This is a genomic window from Chitinophagaceae bacterium (assembly GCA_016717285.1).
Lineage (GTDB): Bacteria > Bacteroidota > Bacteroidia > Chitinophagales > UBA10324 > JACCZZ01.
The window spans coordinates 348,488-369,977 of record JADKFU010000002.1 but is presented as its reverse complement, the minus strand read 5'-3'; the positions used below and the strand labels follow the sequence as shown (position 1 = coordinate 369,977).

Annotated in this window: 11 protein-coding genes; 6 read left to right on the top strand and 5 right to left on the bottom strand. The window is 41.9% G+C overall.

Features of this window, described 5'->3' with window-relative positions; translation table 11 throughout:
• Window positions 1–245: 245 nt before the first annotated feature.
• Window positions 246–2,345 (top strand): aryl-sulfate sulfotransferase, encoded by a 2,100-nt coding sequence (locus IPO83_04675; GenBank protein ID MBK9730576.1) that lies wholly within the window; start codon window positions 246–248, stop codon window positions 2,343–2,345.
• 40 nt (window positions 2,346–2,385) lie between these two features.
• Here IPO83_04675 and IPO83_04670 read toward each other — a convergent pair whose 3' ends face one another.
• The 4 genes from IPO83_04670 to porU are packed head-to-tail and all read right to left on the bottom strand — an operon-like array spanning window position 2,386 to window position 8,042.
• Window positions 2,386–2,865 carry a 2-C-methyl-D-erythritol 2,4-cyclodiphosphate synthase gene (locus tag IPO83_04670; GenBank protein ID MBK9730575.1) on the bottom strand — a complete coding sequence of 160 codons (480 nt, stop codon included), beginning with the start codon at window positions 2,863–2,865 and terminating at the stop codon, window positions 2,386–2,388.
• A 51-nt stretch (window positions 2,866–2,916) separates the two neighbouring features.
• Window positions 2,917–4,110, bottom strand: a complete 1,194-nt coding sequence (gene porV, locus IPO83_04665) for a type IX secretion system outer membrane channel protein PorV (protein MBK9730574.1) — start codon at window positions 4,108–4,110, stop codon at window positions 2,917–2,919.
• A gap of 51 nt (window positions 4,111–4,161) precedes the next feature.
• Window positions 4,162–4,686, bottom strand: coding sequence for a hypothetical protein (locus tag IPO83_04660; protein ID MBK9730573.1), 525 nt, complete (start codon window positions 4,684–4,686; stop codon window positions 4,162–4,164).
• Window positions 4,686–8,042 carry a type IX secretion system sortase PorU gene (porU, locus tag IPO83_04655; GenBank protein MBK9730572.1) on the bottom strand — a complete coding sequence of 1,119 codons (3,357 nt, stop codon included), beginning with the start codon at window positions 8,040–8,042 and terminating at the stop codon, window positions 4,686–4,688. The genes IPO83_04660 and porU overlap by 1 nt, the downstream gene beginning before the upstream one ends.
• 122 nt (window positions 8,043–8,164) lie before the next feature.
• On the opposite strand from porU, the gene IPO83_04650 reads away from it, so the two are divergent.
• From IPO83_04650 to IPO83_04630, 5 genes are all read left to right on the top strand, one after another.
• Window positions 8,165–9,157, top strand: coding sequence for a PorP/SprF family type IX secretion system membrane protein (locus tag IPO83_04650; protein MBK9730571.1), 993 nt, complete (start codon window positions 8,165–8,167; stop codon window positions 9,155–9,157).
• Window positions 9,158–9,321: 164 nt separating this feature from the next.
• Window positions 9,322–10,812, top strand: a complete 1,491-nt coding sequence (locus tag IPO83_04645; GenBank protein ID MBK9730570.1) for an SUMF1/EgtB/PvdO family nonheme iron enzyme — start codon at window positions 9,322–9,324, stop codon at window positions 10,810–10,812.
• 331 nt (window positions 10,813–11,143) lie between these two features.
• On the top strand, window positions 11,144–12,385 hold the full coding sequence (locus IPO83_04640) for an FAD-dependent oxidoreductase (GenBank protein MBK9730569.1): 1,242 nt from the start codon (window positions 11,144–11,146) through the stop codon (window positions 12,383–12,385).
• Between the two features lie 12 nt (window positions 12,386–12,397).
• Window positions 12,398–12,706 carry a TusE/DsrC/DsvC family sulfur relay protein gene (locus tag IPO83_04635; protein ID MBK9730568.1) on the top strand — a complete coding sequence of 103 codons (309 nt, stop codon included), beginning with the start codon at window positions 12,398–12,400 and terminating at the stop codon, window positions 12,704–12,706.
• Between the two features lie 26 nt (window positions 12,707–12,732).
• Window positions 12,733–13,215, top strand: a complete 483-nt coding sequence (locus IPO83_04630; GenBank protein ID MBK9730567.1) for a DsrE/DsrF/DrsH-like family protein — start codon at window positions 12,733–12,735, stop codon at window positions 13,213–13,215.
• Between the two features lie 68 nt (window positions 13,216–13,283).
• Here IPO83_04630 and IPO83_04625 read toward each other — a convergent pair whose 3' ends face one another.
• The gene (locus IPO83_04625; GenBank protein ID MBK9730566.1) at window positions 13,284–21,197 is read right to left on the bottom strand and encodes a T9SS type A sorting domain-containing protein; all 7,914 of its coding nucleotides are present in this window, start codon (window positions 21,195–21,197) and stop codon (window positions 13,284–13,286) included.
• Window positions 21,198–21,490 lie beyond the last annotated feature (293 nt).

Sequence of the window (21,490 nt, the reverse complement as noted above, 5' to 3'; positions counted from 1 at the left end):
AGGAAATACCTGCCATTAGTCAACATTTCGGCAAAAGAGCGGGATTGTTCGACAAATAATTGTCTTCAAGCGACTTGTTTTAATAAAGAGCCCCAAAGGTCAGTTTTAAAGACTGTGTACGGGGAAACACTGTTCGTATAAGAAAGACACTAAACAATGTTGATTTTGAAAAAAACAAATTCGTATTTTTAAATTCGTGAGCATAAATAAGCAATTTGTAATAACCTGCTTCAAAAAAATTAGCTATGAAATTTACGGTTACCCTCCTCTCCTGCTGCCTCTTTTCGAAGATACTATTTGCGCAATTTAATTACGTTAATCCTTTGCCCGGCTCGTCCTCGCATCATCCTCAGACTACTATCCTGCTGAAAAATGGCAATGCAATGGATCGTGAATCAATAAACAATCAGCAATTTGTGGAAATAACAGGATCAAAAAGTGGCAAACACAATTGGACGGCACTGTTGTCTGATGACGATAAAACCATCATTGTAAAACCTGAAGTGCCATTTTTCTTTGAGGAAACTGTAACGGTAAATGTGCACTCAACACTATTAAAGGAGAATGGAGAGAAAATCAATGGCATCACTTTCAGCTTTGGAATACGTGCAAAAACTTCGGGTGAACAGGAGAAACTGATCAGGCTCGCTAAGCTTCAAAATTTTATTGATGAATATGGTTATGATCCCTCCAAGAAGGATGCTCAAAAGATTACCTATCCTTTAGATTCAATGCCCACATACACAATCAGCATCAATAATAATCCGGCGCCGGGCCGTATTTTTTATTCTAATCATGAAGATCAAACGGGCCCAGATCCGGCAACCAATTCCTTCACTACCATTATTGAGAACAACGGCGACATGGTTTGGGCAAAAGATGTGGGGCAGAATGGCCGGGATTTTAAATTAAATGCAAGCGGATACCTTTCCTATTTCTCAAGAGATAAGGCAATGTGGATGATCCTGGATTCAAATTACAATCTTATAGATTCTGCGCAGTGTAAAAACGGATATGAATTATCAACCAATGATCATGATGTAATGATGTATCCTGATGGTCACATTTTGCTTCAGGCCTATGAAAATACAGTTACCGATATGACGGCATATGGTGGATTGACAAATGCAGTGGTTCAATACCTGGTATTGCAGGAATTGGATCAAAACAAGGAGGTTGTATTTGAATGGCGCAGTGAAGATCATTTTCAGTTTACGGATGCTAATCAATATACACCGCTTACTAATCTGAATGTTGATTATGTACATGGAAATTCAGTGGAGCGTGACTTTGACGGGAATATCCTGATCTCCTGCAGAAACATGGATGAACTGACGAAGATCAACCGTGAAACCGGCGAAATCATTTGGCGGATGGGTGGAGAGAATAATCAATTTACATTCATAAATGATAACAATGTTAAACATTTTGCTTCCCAGCACGATCTGCGCAGAATTGAAAATGGCAATATCACCATTTTCAACAATGGGAATAAAATGACGCCACAAGTTTCCAGCGCAAAAGAATATCAACTGGATGAAATAAATAAAACGGCAACACTCGTCTGGTACTACGAGCATCCGGATGTAAACGGAATTAAAGTTTACGGCACTGCTACCGGTAATGCCCAACGATTGCCCAATGGAAATACAATGATTGACTGGGGCCTGGTTGCCAATGGTGTGCCCAACCAGACAGAGGTGGACTACAATAAAAACATAGTTTGGGAAATGAGCTTCGATTCGATTGGTCAAAAAAGTTACAGGGTACATAAATACGATTGGGACCCATGCAGCAGGATTACCGGATATACCATGACTGCAAATCCAAAACCTTCCAAAACCACGCTTTCATGGGCACCGGCAACGGGCGTTAAAAAATATAAGTTAAGATACCGTCCGCTGGGACCTTCCAACTGGACTACTGTAACGGGTATAACAAAAAATAAGGTTCAATTGACGGGATTATTACCTTCGACTGCTTACGAATGGCAGGTTCAGACAATATGCGCTTCTTCTCCTTTAAAAAAGTCACCCTATTCTGAACTGGATACATTTACAACGCCACCTCAAAAAATAGCTTACGAACAAAACCAGTTGCAGCATCAGGTTAGCATTTTCCCGGTTCCATCCGTTGATGTGTTGAATATTTCTTTTGAGGAGCCGTTGGTTGCAAACATTACCATAGTAAATATGGTCGGCAACGTAATGTTTGAAACTGAATTTGACAGTGAAGAAAAAGATCTGTTTACGGTAAATACTGCGTCATGGCCTGCCGGAATCTACCTTCTTAAAATAGATGATGGAATTCATCATCCTGATGTGAAGAAGTTCATTAAGGAATAATTTTTTCTCAGGTTGTTGAAGTTGCAATACAACGCAGGAATTAACAGGATTCAAGTAGAACTACAGCATATGCGGCAACGCCTTCTTCGCGGCCAATAAATCCCATGCGTTCATTAGTGGTTGCTTTGATTGAAATATCATCTTGCTGAATGGCAAGTGCTTCAGCCAACACTTTTTTCATGTCGGGAATGTGTGGATTTATTTTAGGTTGTTCAAGGCAAAGGGTAACATCGATATTCCCCACTTTATATTTTTTTATTGCAACCTGAATCATCACCTCTTTCAACAATAATTTGCTGTCTATATTTTTATACGAACTGTCCGTATCGGGAAAATGAAATCCAATATCACGTAGTCCGGCTGCACCCAGCAACGCATCACAGATAGCATGAATCAACACATCGGCATCCGAATGACCGTCAGGTCCTTTTGAAAACGGAATCACGACTCCGCCAAGTACCATGGGTCTTCCGGCAACTAAGCGGTGCACATCGAATCCAAATCCAACTCTAACTGACAAGGAAGGAACTATTTAAACTGAGAAAGAGAGAACATGAACCTGATCATGCCTTTATTCGCTATCTGAAGGTGCTTCTTCAGGTGCTTTTTTCATTGCATCAAAATCAAACAATAAAGAGAAACGCAATGTATTATCAAGCGGTGTTTTCTGACTGGAAGTAGGAATCAGGTAAGAAAAATTCAAACCGAACACATTGTATTTGATACCGAATCCGGCCGTAATATATTGACGGGCACCTTTGGTTTTATCTTCATAGAAAAATCCTGCACGAACGGAGAATAACTCACGGTACCAGTATTCCGCTCCTGTTGAAATCATAATTTCTCTCATTTCTTCAGAAAATCCACCTGGTGCATCAGTAAAGGAGGTAAATATTCCTTCTACTGTAGAAAGGCTTCGGTAATCGCCTGCAGAGTCAGGAGTTGGCACAAGTAATTTGTTAAAGTCAAGATTAAAGGAGAGTTTATTATAGTCATCAAACTGGAAGGTGATGCCACTACCAAGCCCAAGATTACAAGGAAGAAAATCTTTATTCTCAGCAGATTCGGTATAAGTGATCTTATTTCCGATGTTGGCAACCGTTAATCCGATGTTGTAGGAACCCTTGGTTTTACTTCCAAATTTTGCAGGATGCGTATAAAATGTAGAAAGATCTGCTTTCACAGCTTTACCGGCTTTAATCGGAACATTATTCACTACATAAGATGCAGCAAGATTTGAATAAACAAAACCAAGATTGAGACCGACACTTAAATGTGTGGCAAGCTTCCTTGAATATCCAAGATCAATGGCAAATTCCTGTGGATTAAAATCTCCTATCACCTGCCCGGTAGTACTTGTAAAAGTGATGCTTCCCAAAGAAAAATAACGAAGTCCGAATGCAAGTGCCGAGTTATCATCCACTTTGTAATAGCCTCCGAGCGATGCCAGGTAGATATCACTTACCAGCGCTCTTAGCCAGGGCGTGTAGGTTACGCCCATAGCAAGTTTATTTTCTGCGAAAGTGATTTTTGCTGTATTCCAGAAAATCGCATTGGCATCTGCAGATAGCCCCAATCCAACATCGCCCATGGCACCCGATCTGGCATCAGGAGCAATTCGCAAAAATGGTACAGCGGTATTTATCACATTTACACGGCCATCTAATGAATCAGCAGCAGTTTGTGCTTTTGCAGTAACACCAATAAATGTTGTTGCCAGTAATATAAAAACCGTTGCTGTTCGTAATTGATAAGTCCTTTTCATCAAAAATTCTACTTGTTTTTTGGTTGATTAAAAAGCGGGCAAAGTTAAGTTTTATTTGAGAATGACCAATTTTTCAAAGGTATCGGCCTTCATTCCATTGTCTGCCTGAACAGTCAGCTTGTATACGTAAACTCCTTTACCTATCACATCTCCATAGTCATCTTTTCCATCCCAGAAAATACCGTTAACCCTGTAGCCTCCTGCGGTTCCTGCATCGCTGCATCCGGTACCGTTGAAAGCAACCATTTCCGGCATCACAGATTGCTGAATAGTTTTCACCAGTTTACCGGAAATAGTATAAACCTGCACCATCACATCGAGCATTTGACCGGGCATATTGTGCTCAAACATGAATTCAGTGCGTGTTGTGAATGGATTCGGATAATTCAGCACATGCGCCAGTGCCAATTCTGCAGAGGTGGAAACAATAAACTCCGTACTGCCTTCCGATGAATTGTTGTAAACGTCCCAGGCTTTTACAACTATGGTATGTAATCCTTCACTCATGCTGCTCAAAGGATATCTTGCTTCACCGGATTGATAGCTATCAAGGTCGGCACTGTAAAAATCATTCATCACAAGCGTATTTTTGAATCGTTGTCCAAGGTGCCTGCAATATCGTGGCCAATTCCGGTGCCTACTGTATTCACCCCATTGGCATCATTTAGCTTTACCAGTACGCTCGGACTTTCATCCGTTATTCCACCACGCACAAATTTTTCATCATTCATATACACTTTCACTTCTGGTCCTTTATCATCAAAACTTGCTGAATCACTCACTCCGCCGATTACCACATCATTTTTATAGCCGTTCGCATCCACAGTGCCATCTTCAGCATAATAACTCAGCTTACCAAAACCATACTGATAGGAAATATCTTTAGGTACCACAAACGAAAAAGAAAAAATGCCGCTTTTCACACTGGCTTTTCCATTGTAAATAATGTTTTTCTGAAGGGTGAAATTACGAACCTGACTGGCCGGATCGTTGGAAAGTGTCTGATACGTAATGGGCTTATCGTAGACAGTCGGGTAGAGTGTTCCATTGAATGCTGACATCACGTTACCGTTCAAGTCATTTACTTTTCCTTCAATAGTAACCAGTTGAAGAGCTTTGATGGTGTCGTTCACTGTTCCTACAGGATGCGAATTGATAGCAGTTGTAACCACATTAAAGGTTGGATAATTAAGCGTTAACGCAGGATCTCCGAGCAACGTGAATTTCCGGTTATTGGTATCACCGCCAATACTGTTTTTGCCTTTTCTGAAAACTTCTCCCAGTGGTGGTATCACTCCATCAACAGGAAGAAAGACGTTATCCATAAAACCCTGATTCATCAACCGGTTAGCGGAAGAATACACAAGCCGTACTGTTGTAACTAGTGCAATGGCGCCGCCCTTTGTATTGGAGAGCAGCATCTCACCGGCAGATTCTATAGCAGGATCGTCATATTTACTGAACTCACAGGTTGCTGTAACAAAAAGCGTAAGCTTATACAGATTGGTATAACTTTCTATATCGCTGATCTGTAGCACTCGCTCATGTGCCCAGCCACCAACTCCCCCATGCCCGACGTAATTCATGAGTAATGTACCATTGCAAATCCTGTTATTGATGGCAGTATTCGCATCCGGGTAACGTGTTCCGCCGGGAATAGATATCTGTTGGTATGAATCAAAATAAATCTTATCGAAATTATAAACCGGATATTTTGCTGCCACTTCCACTGCTACTTCATCAGCATCTTTGATGTGTGTATTGTTATCCTCATCATCAGCAACAAATGTGACAACGTTGCGCCAGTTTCCAAAGGACTGTGAAGAACCATAAATATTTATTTTGTTCAGGATTGCTGCAGACTGATCTTCGTTATTCACCGGTAAACGTCCGATTGCAATATCCAGTTTAGCATTGGGGTCAAGTACATTGCCACCTTCATTGTCGTCCAGCAATCCATAAAAATCATCACTCACAAAAGAACTGGTGGCGCTCACCGAGTTAGCGCTTTGAAAAGTAGGAATCAACCCCTTATTACCGTCTATGTTTCCTTTATTGTCGTAAGAGCCATCACCAAAAAGGCAGATATATTTGGGCAACAACTGTGGGTCAGTTCCTGCTCTTTTGTAAAACATGCGTGTAAAATCGCGGATGGCAACAATATCCTGCGTTCCGCTGGAATACTCATTGTAAATCTGATCAACTGTGACCACATTTACCGTTAGGCCGGATTTTGACCGGTGAAAATCTGCCAGTTGATTAGCAAACGACAATAAGCTTCCCGGAGTCACAATCAGGTAGCTCGCCTGCGGTAAACCATGTAAATCCTGGTTTGAAATTTTTCCGATAGCAGTTGGAGTAATTCCTTCATTGTCAGAGAAGATAACATATTCATGAAGCGTATCACCCAACGCCGTGAACTGGAGTTGATTACCATTAGCTACCGTAGCCTGCCGGCGACAATTAATCGGATCTGTTACATCTAGAATCAGCAGTGAAGAATTTGTATTGCTCACGGAATATTGAACAATATTACCAGGCAACCACGAAGCAACATTTCTAAAGCTCATTTGAGATCCTGTCCAGGATAAATTTCGTTGCAGGTTCACTTCCATATAATTAAGCCATCCAACGGCGTCCTGTGCATTTCTTGTGTATACGAGGTTCACGTCAAAATTTCCGGACGCGGTCACAAACTCACCTTCCAGCTTTGTCACATTTGCAAATGGACAAGTATAGTCACTACAGACTTTAGAAATACTTTCGGCATCGATGGTTTGACCCAATGCAGACATTGTGAAGGTATTGGAAGCGTAAATGCTTTTGGACGCTACTGTTGCTGTTACCTTAACCGGAGTGGTAGTTACCACGTTGCTGAAACTGAACGAGAATGGTTGCGAAGTTTCAAACTCAAAAGATTCGCCATACCAATCTCTGCCACTTTCGAGAAAATTTTCCAGTTCCACCTCATGAAAAGCGCGATCATCAAAAGTGGTAACCTGCAGAGTAGGTGATTCAACAGCGGAAGCGAGTTCTGTAATTCTCTTCCCTGCTCCTAAATCGGTAGTAATAAAATAGCAAGCTTCATTTGCATAGATATTCAACTGGTGAACAAATTTTTTCGCGGTAGCATCATACACCCAACGATGTGGTCCCCTTGCATAAAACTGAACATAATCAGCAGCATCAAATCGCCCGTCTTCTTCTCCACTCACTTTTATGGCATTCTCTTGCAGATCATCATACCTGAAGGTGGCATTGGGTTCCGGAAGCATGCCTCCGCCATTTCCATAGATCCGGATATTTCTTGGATCTATAGAAGTGGTATTGATTCCCAATGCATCAAGAAAATTCTTATCCAGCTTGAAAACACCATCATTCTTTACGGAAATTTTATACCAGGTACCATTGGCAAGCACAGAATGCGAAGCAAATTCTTCACCTCCGCGAACATTTGAAACCGTATTTGAAGGTGTCATGGTTATGCTGTATCGAAAAGAAATCAATTTTTCCACTACTCCTGTGGATTGATTTTTCCGGAAGGGAACAATTGAAAGTTGAAGAACCGGCTTCTTCATTTCATAACCCACACCTGCTTTAACGACTGGTACATTTTCTACTGATTTAAAGAAATCCACGGGAAACGAACCTCTTTTAAGAATTGCAGGTGCATATACTTCATCAGTCAACTCCACGACAGGTATTCCATCCGACGGAACGGCGACTGATTCAAAATAAAATGGCAGGTACCCATAATTTTGATCATCATAAGAAGCTCCGTTAAAATATAGTACATCATGAAGCTTATAATCTGAAAATTCAAGGCTTTGCAATGTATCAGACCAGTTAAGCGTTTGAACCGGCGAAATAATCTGAGCCCACGAGGTGGAATGAATAATAAGAAACAAAATAAGTACGGAAAAATTTCTCATGATTAGCGGCAAACAATTGGGGATTTCAAAGGTGATTCCTGAAAAATGTCTTTCTTTAACGGCAGGTTATGATTATTATTTCAGGCTAATTTAAAGTTACAATAAAACTTCTGAATTGAATTTTGGTTCTGAAACGCGCAATATTAGGCATTATTTTATTCCGTTGCTTTCTGGCAAATACGCTTGCACAGGATGTGGAATTCAGCCAGTTTTTTAATTCACCACTTTACCTGAACCCCGCCTATGCAGGTGTGGGAGAAGGTCCGCGTTTTTGTATGAATTATAGAAATCAGTGGGCAGCACTTAATGATGCTTATGTTACTTATACGGCATCTTATGATCAGAACATTGATGCATTAAATGGCGGCATTGGTGTTTTGGTCGCAACTGACAGGCAGGCCAACGGATTGTTAACTGCAACAGGCGCTTCCGGCATTTATTCTTACCAGCTTAACCTCAGTAAAAATTTTGGCATTAAAGCAGCAGCACAAATATCATTTGTCCAAAAAAGAATTGATGCCAGTCAATTGATATTTGCCGAAAATATCAATCCGTATAACGGTTCTACGACTGGTGGTATATCCGCTGATATGCCTGATGTTACCTCGAAAGGTATTGCTGATATTGGTGGTGGAATCGTTTTTTATACAAGGAGTTTCTACGCAGGATTATCTGCCAAACATGTTACTTCCCCCAACGAATCTTTCATTTCATCACAAGTAAGTCCATGGCCAGTGCGAATAGGCGCAAATATCGGCATTGAACTGCACTCGAAAAAAGGAGCCAAGACGCCCGTATATTTTTCACCCAACCTTTTATTTGCTCAGCAGGAAACCTTTAAACAGTTAAACATTGGTGCTATTCTCGGTATTGGATTGATATATGGCGGCATTTACTTCAGATCGGCTTTTGGAAACAATGATGCAATGATATTTATGACAGGTTTGCGAAAGGGTATTTTTAAATTTGGATATAGTTATGACGCTACTATTTCCAATCTGGAAAGTACAGGTGGCACTCACGAATTGTCGGTGGTAATGAACTTACACGATTCCAGAAAAGTGCAATTCAAGAGGAATGCAAAGAAATTCAGTGATTGCCCGGAAGTATTTTAGCGAACTAAACAATCAACCATCGGTCAGTTTATAGCTTTAGCATTTTTACTCCTGTTAAAACCCTTACTTATCGTAACATTCCTTTTAGCAGCGAATGCTGATAATTTTGAAATAAATAATTTACATTTGCGTTTACCTCTCTCTTCACGTAATTATAACTTAGCATGCTGAAGCGGTCACTTAACACTACCGGTTCGCTGATAATGATATCAGCAGCCCTTCTTTTTTCACTGAGCTCTTGTAAAAAAGAGAAATCAGCAACCACAGGCTGGAACTACAACGACAGCAAGTGGGGTGGTTTTGAAGTCAGGGATTTTGATGGCCAGGAAACCGGCCCGGGTTTAACACTTGTGGAAGGTGGTTCCTTCGTAATGGGTAACACAGAACAAAACCTCACCTACGATTTCGATAACATTCCTAAAAAGATAACCGTTTCTTCTTTTTATATGGATGAAACTGAAGTGGCGAATGTTCATTACAGGGAATATCTGTACTGGCTCAATCGCACTTTCGGCTCTGACTTTCCTGAAGTGGTAAAGCGTGCATTACCGGATTCCCTGGTATGGCGTGATGAACTTGCTTACAATGAGCCTTACGTTGAGTATTATTTCCGTCATCCTGCTTTTAACAATTACCCTGTGGTGGGAGTAACCTGGGTTCAGGCAAATGACTATTGTGCATGGAGAACCGATCGCGTAAATGAGGCAATCATGATTCGGGAAGGTATTTTGGATAAGAATCCAAGTCAGATAGACGAAGATAACTTTAACACCCGTTCTTACCTCGTTGGACAATATGAGGGGGCCATAAAGAAAAACCTGAAAGATCTTAATCCAAATGGCACCGGAGAAAGAAAAGTAAGAATGGAAGATGGTATCATGCTTCCCGAATACCGTTTACCGACTGAGGCTGAATGGGAATATGCAGCATTAGCATTGATTGGGAACAATCCTTACAAAGACGAAGAACTTTACACGGACCGTCGTATTTATCCCTGGAACCGTGATCAGATGCGCGATCCTACACATGGTGGATGGCAGGGTGATTTCCTTGCGAATTTCAAACGCGGCAATGGTGATATGATGGGTGTAGCCGGTGGTTTAAATGACAATGCAGATATCACTGCCCAGGTAACTTCCTTTCTGCCTAATGATTTCGGTCTGTATAATATGGCCGGCAACGTTAGTGAATGGGTATCTGATGTTTATCGTGCCAATACCTTTTATGATGCTAACGACTTTAACGGCTATCGTGGTAACGTCTTTATGAAAGATAGTTTGGACGAAGAGGGATATCACGTTGATAAAGACTCGCTCGGAAGGGTAATAAAAGTGCCTGTTTCTGATGCCGAAAGCGCCAACAGGTTGAATTATCGCAGAAGTGATGTGATTAATTTCCTGGACGGTGATTCTCTGTCTGAAGTGCAATACAACTATTCCGTTTCTTCACTTATCAACGATAAGGCGCGCGTTTATAAAGGTGGTTCATGGGCTGACAGGGCTTATTATCTTTCACCTGGAACCCGCAGGTATCTTGACGAAAACCTTGCACTCTCTACACTTGGTTTCCGGTGTGCTATGGTCAGATTAGGAAGTCCGACCGGTAACGATTTCCCTTCCGGAAAAGAATTTGAAACTCCTAAAAAGAAGAAGTAACCAACCTTTTTTCAATTTAAGAAAAACCCTTTCGAAAAAACGAGAGGGTTTTTTTATGGAATAAATTTAAAACCAATCATTTGATTTATAACCGTTGTTCAGGGATTACATAAGAACGATGAGGATGATTCATTCCATTACCAATTCTTGTAGAAAGCTGCAAGTTTGAATATAAGCACCCGCCGCCACCTCGTTAATTTCCTCTTCCTGACAAAAGTGATTAAAGTCAGCCCGTTACCTGTTTAAAGTCAGCAATTAAAAACTGGGGTTGTTGCTCCTTTGCACTGTATATTTTAGTAAATACTGATTGAAAACAATAACCCATCCACTTATGAAACGCATATTGATTTTGGGCGCCGGAACTTCCGGCACAATGATGGCCAATCACCTGAAACATGAACTGGATCATGCCGAATGGGAAATTGCCATAATTGATGAGAGTGACACGCATTACTATCAACCCGGTTACCTGTTTCTTCCATTCGATATTTATGAACCAGAAGATATTCAAAAACCGATCAGGAATTTCATACCCCATGGCGTTAATTTCATGCAGGAAAAAATCGCCAAAATTTTACCTGTTGAAAAAAAAGTGCTCACTGAAAATGGTGACACTATTCATTACGACCTGCTTATTATTGCCACAGGAACCAAACCAGCTCCTGAAGAAACAGAAGGCATGACAGGAGCAGAATGGAAGAAAAGCGTTTTTGATTTTTATACGTATGAAGGTGCGTTGGATCTCCGTAACAAACTGCGGGAGTGGGAAGGTGGAAAATTAGTGGTGCACATCACGGAAATGCCCATCAAATGTCCTGTTGCTCCTTTGGAATTCGCTTTTCTCGCTGATTCCTATTTCAAACATAAATCCATGCGTCAAAAAGTAGATATCACTTTTGTAACGCCGATGAGTGGAGCCTTCACCAAACCTAAAGCAACTGAAGCACTGGATCATTTACTGGCAGAAAAAAACATTCATATCATACCCGATTTTGCTATAGAAAAAGTGGACAATGAAAACAAAAAAATAATCGACTATGGTGGTGCCGAGGTGATGTTTGATTTGCTTGTTACTGTTCCTGTGAACAAGGGTGATGAATTAATAGGCAGATCTGAACTAGGCGATGATTTGAATTATGTACCTACCCATAAAGGAACATTACAATCAAAGGCTTATCCTGACATTTTTGTGTTGGGTGATGCAAGCAATCTTCCGGCATCCAAAGCAGGCTCTGTTGCACATTTTGAAGCGGAAATTTTAACAGAGAATATCAAGCGGTTTATCAACGGCGAACCTTTAAGAGAAGATTTTGATGGTCATGCAAACTGCTTCGTGGAAACAGGTAATGGAAAAGCCTTGCTACTCGATTTCAACTATACCCACGAACCGGTGGAAGGTGAATTCCCGATTCCGGGAATAGGTCCATTGAGATTATTGAAAGAAAGCAGGATGAATCACATGGGAAAAATGGCATTCAGGTGGATTTACTGGAACATGTTGCTGAAAGGCACGCATATTCCTTTCATTTCCACCAGCATGTCCGAAGCAGGAAAACATTATGAAAAAGACTAAAATCAACAGATCATGGAAAAAATTATTGCAGGCAAGAAAATCAATGTAAATGAAGAAGGATACCTCACCGACTTCTTTCAATGGGATAAAGAGATAGCTGAAGAAATTGCCAAAGAAGCAAACATCACACTTGCACCCAGGCACTGGCAGGTATTAAGTTACCTGCAACAGGAGTTTAAAAATGAAATTCCGCTGAGCATCCGGAAAATAGGTAAAAGTGGTGTCGTGGATATCAAAGAGTTCTACCAGCTCTTTCCTCAAGGCCCATTAAAAACAGCTACCAGGATAGCAGGCATTCCAAAACCGGTAAGCTGCATCTGATTCACAGAATTCAAAATCTTCAAACAATGAACACAACTAACGGTATTATCAAAAAGATGATGATCATTCTCTCTAAAGCTACGCTCGAGAGTGTATATGCTGCTTTCATACTTGCCAATGGAGCAAGATCAGAAGGCATTGAAGCTGAAATGTTCTTTACGTTTTTTGGACTTGAAGCGGTACATAAGAAAAGACTTGACCACCTCCATATTGCAACGGTTGGTAATCCTGCCATGCATCTTCCAACACTTTTAGGTGGACTACCTGGAATGGAAGCAGTAGCCACCACGATGATGAAACGCGAGATGGAGAAAATTGACATTCCCGGAGTTGGCGAATTCCTCGACATACTGAAGGCATCAGGTGTAAAATTGTGGGCCTGTAAGCTGGCGATGGATATGTTCCACTTTACCAAAGAAGATCTCAGCGAAAATGTTGATGGCGTTTTAACAGTTGGTGGCTTTTACAATCGCTCAAACGGCGAAGGCACGCAAATGCTGTTTATCTGAGTGATCCCTTCTATAATAGAACGGGCAATGATTTAATAAATCATTGCCCGTTCTTATTTTAAAAAAAGTTATTTCTGAATGGTCAATTTCCGGTAGGTTGTTTTTCCATCTATTGCAACCTGCACATAATAAGAACCGGCAGCCCACTCGCTGAAATCAAATGACTTCTTCAATTCATCCGCAGCACTTCCAAAGCTGTTCTCATAAACCGGTTGACCCACCATATTAAATACCCTGATGGTTACCTCCTCTGCGGGATCACTCAAACGAATATCCAACGTAAATACTCCGTTACCCGGATTCGGATACAACATCAATTCATTCTGATCTTGCACGCCGGCAATGCCTGATATAAGCACAACGTGGACATTCTGAGTAACAACACCAGTACAACCATGGTCATCGGTATAAGTGTATGTTATCGTATATGTACCTAAGCCGACAGTCGAAGGACTAAATGTATTTCCCGTAACACCTGGTCCGGAAAATATACCACCTGCAGGAATACCTTCCATTAAAACATCAGGATCACTAATGGAATACTCAGCTTCGAGATTGGCAATTAATACACCGGGGGTGGGATGTACAATTATATTTACCGCTACCACTGTATCACAATCAGCGGTAGGATCATTTACTGTAACTGTAAATGTCATGGAGGCCGGTGGTACAACAACTACCGTTTGCGACATTCCGTTTTGCGGTTCCATTCCCGATATTGCAGGTGACCATTCAAAATTAAAATTTCCGGTAGTAGAACTTTCTGCATTCAGTTCAATCGTCTCCCCTTCACAGATATCATAATCTGATGCTGTAGCCACTACTTGTGGAGAATAAATAGTTGCAACAACCGGCACACGATCACTGGCACAGCCAGGGGCAACATAATGAACGGTCCCATTCCATTTATAAGGATAACTCGGATATCCAAAAGGATAGTAGTTAGATGCTCCCTCCTTAATCTGGATATTTCCATCCGAAGCGACCTCATTTCCAACGCCTGTTCCAATGTCGTAATAGATGTAACTATAATTGGTGGTGGCGATATAAAATGCATAGGTTGCTCCGGGATCCATGTGAATGCTGAAGTTTGAAGGTATGAGGGTAGGCACACCATAACCTGCAGCAGGAACTCCGGTAGCCGTTCCTGCAAGGGTCCATGCCGATCCATTCGTTTCAAAACCAACATAAGATCCTTCCTTATAATAAATTTCAAAGTCTGCTGTACCGTATTGCAGGTGCGCGTCAAACCCTGTTATAAACACTTCGTTGGTTGCTGTGATATCGAACATAGAACCGGTATTGGAATAGAAACCCGTATAAGGAGTTGCCAAAGGAGCAGGCGCGGGTAAACCCTCTTCCACCCAAAAAGTGGTTGTATTATTTATGATAGGAGTGTTGAAAGGAGAACCGCTTCCCAAAAATAAATTTCCGGTTTCAGAATAATACCAGTTGAGACTACCTGAGCCCGTTCCTGTTGCGCCTAACACAACTGACCCCGGACCACAATGCCCGCCTTCAATTCCAACCGGACTTACCGGAGGGAAATTAATAACAACAGGCTCCTCGGGAGAGGTTACAGAATTCTGGCAAGTAACTTTCACGACATAATAAGTTGTAGTGTTGAGTAATGGCGTGGAATATTCATTGGTAGTAGCACCAGGTATATTCGTGTAAGGTCCGCCACTGTTAGTTGACTGCTGCCATTTAAGTGAGGCACCAGGCGAATAATCGTTAAGTGTCAGTTCTGCCTGACCACTTTGACAAAACTCATCCTGTATGGCTGTAATTGTTCCTGCTACAGGAGTGGTAAGCACGTTAACTGTAGCATTTCCGGAGCTGACGCACAACGACGCGACATCAGTAACAGTGACCGTGTAAGTTGTAGTGGACGAAGGACTCGCTTCAGGATTTACGATGGCAGGATTATTCAGCGAAGACGCCGGCGACCAACTATATGTTAATTCAGGAAGGCTGAATTTCCAGGCATCATTGGTAGCTGTCCAGGTTGGATCTGCATTTCTTCCGGGAACGGTTACAGCAATGGTACCATCCGGACTTTCAATTCCTTCCGTATGCGGATTCCAGGTGGTATTGGGGTTACCGGGCATTGAAGTAGTATGCACTTCAATTTTGTTGGAGGTCTCATATAGAATTACCTGTGAAGTAATAGCATCACCGCCAAGATAGTGTTGAATGTTATCGAAGGTCATAACGAGTTTCCTTGAAGGAGCCACACCTGTAGTATAATAGGTAACACTTCCGCCGAGAGACGGATTCAGATCTTCCCATGCAAACGCGATCAGGTTCTTAACAAAATTGTAATTAGGTAAAAACTGACCGGCGCAACAGCCTGCACCTGTAAACGGATCAAAGGTTATAAAGCCGTTGGCTGAAATATAGAATTCAGAATAGCTGGTGCCATAAAACGTGAAGTCAAATCCAATAGGTAAAGCACCACTCACAGATTCATCTGCAAGAGAAACAGTGATACCTGTTGTCGTTGGCAATGGAGCGAAGGTTATGGGAGAAACTACATATTCGTCTGGCGGGGATGATACGAGCAGATCCGCCACGCCTCCTGCGCAAACAGCATCCGGGCTGGCCGTAACTGTAATCGAAGGTGGATTCACCACGCTTACAACAATTGTATCAGCATTTGTACAAGTGGCATTTGAAGCAGTTACAGTATAGCTTGTTGAAACTCCAGGATTTGCAGAAACAGCAGTACCGGAAGTAGTACTTAATCCATCCGCAGGAGACCAGATAAACGAAGTGTAAGGACCTGCTGCAACCAGACCTACAGATAGCCCTGAGCCATTACAAATGGTTGAACTTCCGGGATTAGGAGTAACCGTAATTTCAGGTGAAGGTGTTACGTTGGCCGTTACCGGTATTCTGGGAGATTCGCACAATGTGCTGTAATCTATTTGCCAGTCGTAGAAATAAAAGTAAAATGTACCGCCATAGGAGCTTCCGGTAATGGAAACTACATCAGGAATCTGGTAAGGATAAACAGCACCATAATCATTACTGTAAAGGTTAACACTTCCAAAACTCCATGCCAAATGAAAATTAGTACCGGGATACAATTCAAAATCCAGTGGAATAAAAGTTTTTTGATTTACCTGTGCCGAACTTACGGGATAGGTTGCACTCTGAATCAGGTTATAGTTTTGATCGGTCCATTGGATAATTACATTCCCTGCAGTTGCCGGATAGACATACACTCCGTTCAAGGTGCAATTTTTATACACATCGAAGTAATCAAATGCATATGAGTAATATTGATTGGTAGATCCGATATTATAGTCAGGTGGACCAACAGTACCAGTATTCAATGTGCCGGATGCAGCAGCAGCATAATAAGTAGTAGGAGCTGTAACAAACGATGTGTAAGTGGAAGGACTTGAGCTCGAATATAAAGGAGCGCCTCCGGTTTCATTTGCATACCATAACACATAATCTGAATTACCGGAAGCTTGCAAAGCAGCATTTCCCTGACCGCAAATTGTGCTACCGGTGGATGCAGTGATCTGTTCGCTACCTCCAACTTCTACTTCTGCAGAAGTTGAGCTGGCAGATTGTCCGGAATTGGTACAGGTAACTGTTGTACGATAAAATGTAGATGATGATACGCTTGCGCTATAATACGCATTGGTGGCGCCGGGGATATCTGACCAACCGGCTCCGTCAGGTGATTGCTGCCATTGAAAAGTAATATCTGCAGCAGCACTAAAACCACTCAGCGTTAATTCGGAGGTTCCTCCGGTCCCACATAAAATAGAAGGCTCTGCAACAGAAACTCCGGCAACAGGAGTACTTGTGCAAGTTGGTGGGGCAATAATGTTGATCTGATAATCTTCAACTTCTCCATAACTGAAGTTGCTATTACAATAATCAGCAGCAGTAAGTGTGGAAGCGTAAACGCAACGCACTCTCATTCGCCGGTCGCCATAAAATGCCGGATCAACCGGCAAGGTAATAGCACCGGTAAACAATTGTATTCCGGAAGACGGAGAAGCATAGACAAATTCGCCCGGATCACCGAAAAAAGCATTATTGTTATAATCTATCCAGATACCAAATCCCTGACCGTAAGTTTGGCCGGACTGAATGGTTAAGTCGTACGTTGCTCCTCCCTGAAGAGTTGTAGTGAATGTTCCGGGATCATAATAGATGTAGTTATTAATATTCCCATTGCATCCGGAATAAAGATTTGACAATGTGTTTAAGGTAAAATTATCAATATAGTCACCTGATGAACACAGGTAAGTATAGGTCGGAACGCAAAGGTTTATTTCGCGGCTTCCTGTAGGAGCGGCAAGATATGGAGTTTGTGTGCCACCAGCGCCGTCCATCACAATTTGAGTGCATTGCGCATCGATAAAGTTACCAAGACTTGCAGCGGAAGAAACATCGTAAGCCACCCAGAAATAATTGGTGCCCGCACTTAAAACCTGGTTACCTGTGATAGGTGATGACAAGGAGGTGGCAGATCCAAACAAAGTTCCGGTAGAAAATACGGAGGAATTGCCGGTGTAATAAATTTTTACGTTGGAAACATCGTTGCCAAAATTGGAAGTTCCGGTTGAATTAACTGTAAAAGAAGTGGCGGCAAATGAATTCAACGCGCCGGAGGTAACAATCTGAATCCCGAGAATTTCTGCGTCAGGTGTACCGGGAAGGACGGTGGAGATATTATTTTGCGTTGTTGTGCTTGAAACATAACTCATATTTGTAACCGCCGGAGTAAGTGTGATGGTATAATCTTCTGATTCACCTGCATACACACTGCCGCACGATTGGGATGAATACAACAGATTATAATCATTTGACCTTACACGCATACGACGTTCTCCAACAAAAGCAGGGTCACTCGGCATCGTGATCGTACCTGTCTGACTACCATAAGTAACATAAGGAGAACTAAATACGAATTCTCCGTTATCCTCAAAATCACCGTCATTGTTAAAGTCTATCCAGACACCAAATCCAACGCCCTCATAATATGGACCTCCATCCAGTTGAATATCATATGCTTCACCAAGGGCGAGCGATGTGGTAGCACTTCCGGTTGGCGGATAAAAAATATAGCTTCCGGTATTACCATTACATCCCGTTAAAACATTAGAGAGCGTGTTGAATGTTACACCATCAATATAGCCATAGTAGCAACCATAGGTAGAAGATGGGGAACAGTAGTCGATCACCCTGTATCCTGAAGGCGCTGTTATAAGCGGAGTCTGTATTCCACCTGCACCCGTCATTCCTATTTGCGTGCATTCAGCATCAATAAAATCACCCATTGAACCCGACGCTGAAAGATCATAAGCCACCCAGAAATAATTGGTACCTGTTGACAATGCCTGACTGCCTGTAATAGGGCCACTTAAATTGGCAGATGAACCAAATAACGTTGCTGTTGAAAAAGACGGACTGGTGCCTGAATAATACACTTTCACATTTGTAACATCTCCGGAAAAGTCGGAGCTGCCATTTGAATTTATGGTGAGTGAGTTAACGGCAAACGGTGAGAGACTGCCTGACACAGAAACCTGCACAGCCATAATCTCCACATCGGGTTGACCAAGTGAAACATTGTCGACATTTTCCTGAGTTGTAGTAGCAGAAAGGAATGCCATTGGCCCGGGTGTAGATAATGTAATGGTGTAATCTTCTGATTCTCCGTTATTAAATATTAAGCCGCAGGCCTGACCCGATGTGAATGTTCCGAATGCCTGAGACCGGATTCTCATACGATGATCACCGATGTAAGCGGCATTATTAGGGATGGTAATCAACCCCGTTTGAGGACCTGTTGTATAGAATGGCGATCCAAATGCAAATTCACCGTTGTCGTCAAAATCACCATCGTTATTATAGTCTATCCACACACCAAATCCAATATAGTCATAGTCGTAACCTCCCAGGCTGATAGTGGTAACCGATCCGATTTCAAGACTGGTGGTAAGGTTACCTGAAGGATCATAATTAATATAAGAACCTGGATTTGCATTGCATCCCGTATTCGTATTCGAAAGTGTGTTAAAAATAACATCGTCAATGTAAGCATAGCCGCAACCATAATAAGTTGAAGGGGTGCAATAATTCACCAACCTGTTTCCGGCAGGCGCCGTAACATCCGGCACCTTCGTTCCGCCTGCTCCTGACATCACCAACTGAGTGCACTCTGCATCCACATAATCTCCTATGTTTGCTGTGCTGCTGATATCATAACTCACCCAAAAATAATTGCTACCGGAATTTAACAATTGATTACCGGAAAAAACAGCCGGTAATGTAGTGGAAGTACCAAAAAGACCGGTAGCTGAAAAGTTAGGATTAGAACCTGTATAATAAATTTTTGCATTGGTAACATCTCCTGCGAAATCAGTGGAACCGTTGGCGTTGATGGATAAAGAAGTCAGATTAAATGGTGTAAGACTTCCTTGAGTAATCACCTTCACACCTATTATTTCAGTAGTAAGATCACCGGGTTCAAGGGGATCAATGTTATTCTGAGTGGTGGTTGCTGAAACAAAAACCATTGGCGTTGCACTGATGAGTGTAATCGTATAATCTTCTGCTTCTCCATAATAAAATGTCTCACACGATTCAAACGAAGCAACTGTTCCGTAATCCTTAGCTCTGATCCTTATGCGGTGCTGGCCCAAAGTGGCAGTAGCTGGAATGCTTATGGTACCATTTACAGCGCCGTAATTATACGTGGGCGTCGAAAAAACAAATTCACCGGCATCTGAAAAATCAGCATCGTTATTAAAGTCAATCCAGACACCAAAGCCGACCGGTTCGCTTGGAGGTCCTTCCAATGTCAACGAATAGGTACTTCCAAGTTCAAGGTTGGTGGTGAAACTGCCGCTGGGAGCGTAATAAATATATCCATCCGTGCTGCCGTTGCAATAACTGTCTAAGTTAGACAGGCTGTTCAGCACCACATCATCTATGTATGCAAAATTACATCCGTTGGTATTATTTGGTAAACAATAGTTGATTTGCCTGGTGCCATAAGGATTTGTAACAGTTGGCACCTGGTTGCCAGCACCTGTGACATTAATTTGGGTGCATTGAGCATCCAAGTAATTTCCAATGGTAGCAGTGGGGGCAACATCATAAGTCACCCAAAAGTAGTTTGTACCCAAAGCCAATGTCTGATTACCCGTAACCGGAAGCGCGAGGTTGGTGGATGACCCAAACAGAGTGGTAGTTGCAAAAACAGAACTGTTGCCGGTGTAATAAACTTTCACATTCGTAACATCGGAAGCAAAATTGGTGGTGCCTGTAGAATTGAGCGTGATTGAAGTTGCGCTTAACGGATTAAGACTTCCTGAAGTTACCACCTGAACACCTATCAGTTCTACATCATTGCTGCCAGTAGAAGTAGTGGTCGTATTATTCTGAGTGGTGGTGCTTGATAAAAAACTCATGTTTACAGGAGGTGTGATGTGCGCTGTGTAATCATGTGTTTCACCATAATAATATTGCAGGCAGGGATCAAGCGGAGGATATCCATAAGTGACACTTCTTATCCTCATGCGGTGATCACCCGGAGTTGCGAATGCGGGAATAAGAAAAGTTGCGGTGTAATTTGTGAATGATGTCGGGCAATAGAGGTAGGACACCAGTTTTTCAGATATTTCAAAATTTTGATCATTATCAAGATCAATCCACATCGAAACATATTGACCACCTGTACCTGTAGAAACAGTCAGCGTATAACTTGAACCTTGTTCAAGATCGGTTGAAAGTGCGGTGAAGTCACTGTATCCTGCATTGCCGCTTGTACAGCCAGTTGCAGTTTGATTAAGGGACCCGAAGGCCACATTATCGATATAGTCACCGTAAGTACATCCGTAGGTGTATAAATTGCTTGTGCAATATTGAGCAACCGCAATATTAGTTTCCGCTAGAAGGATAAGGAGCGAAAAAGGCAATAGGAGTTTGTAGAGATGTGCTTTCATTGTACAGTTTAAATTTTCGTTAAAAAATGGACTTGAAGAAGCAAATTAACAGTCAACTAATTACCTATAAGCACCTGAATAAAAAAATAAGTGGTAACAGTTTTCCGGTATCAGTTTCTTTTCAGTAAACCTACACGATTGCTTCCAAATTTGCAAGAAAAATACATGTTAAATCTAAAGTGCTATAAATTGATGTTTGATAGTGTCTGATTCATTTATCAGACTTAACGCAAGATGAATATTTCTATAGTGCTGCAAAATTCAATCCCACTGGTTTGATAAAAAAAGGGCAA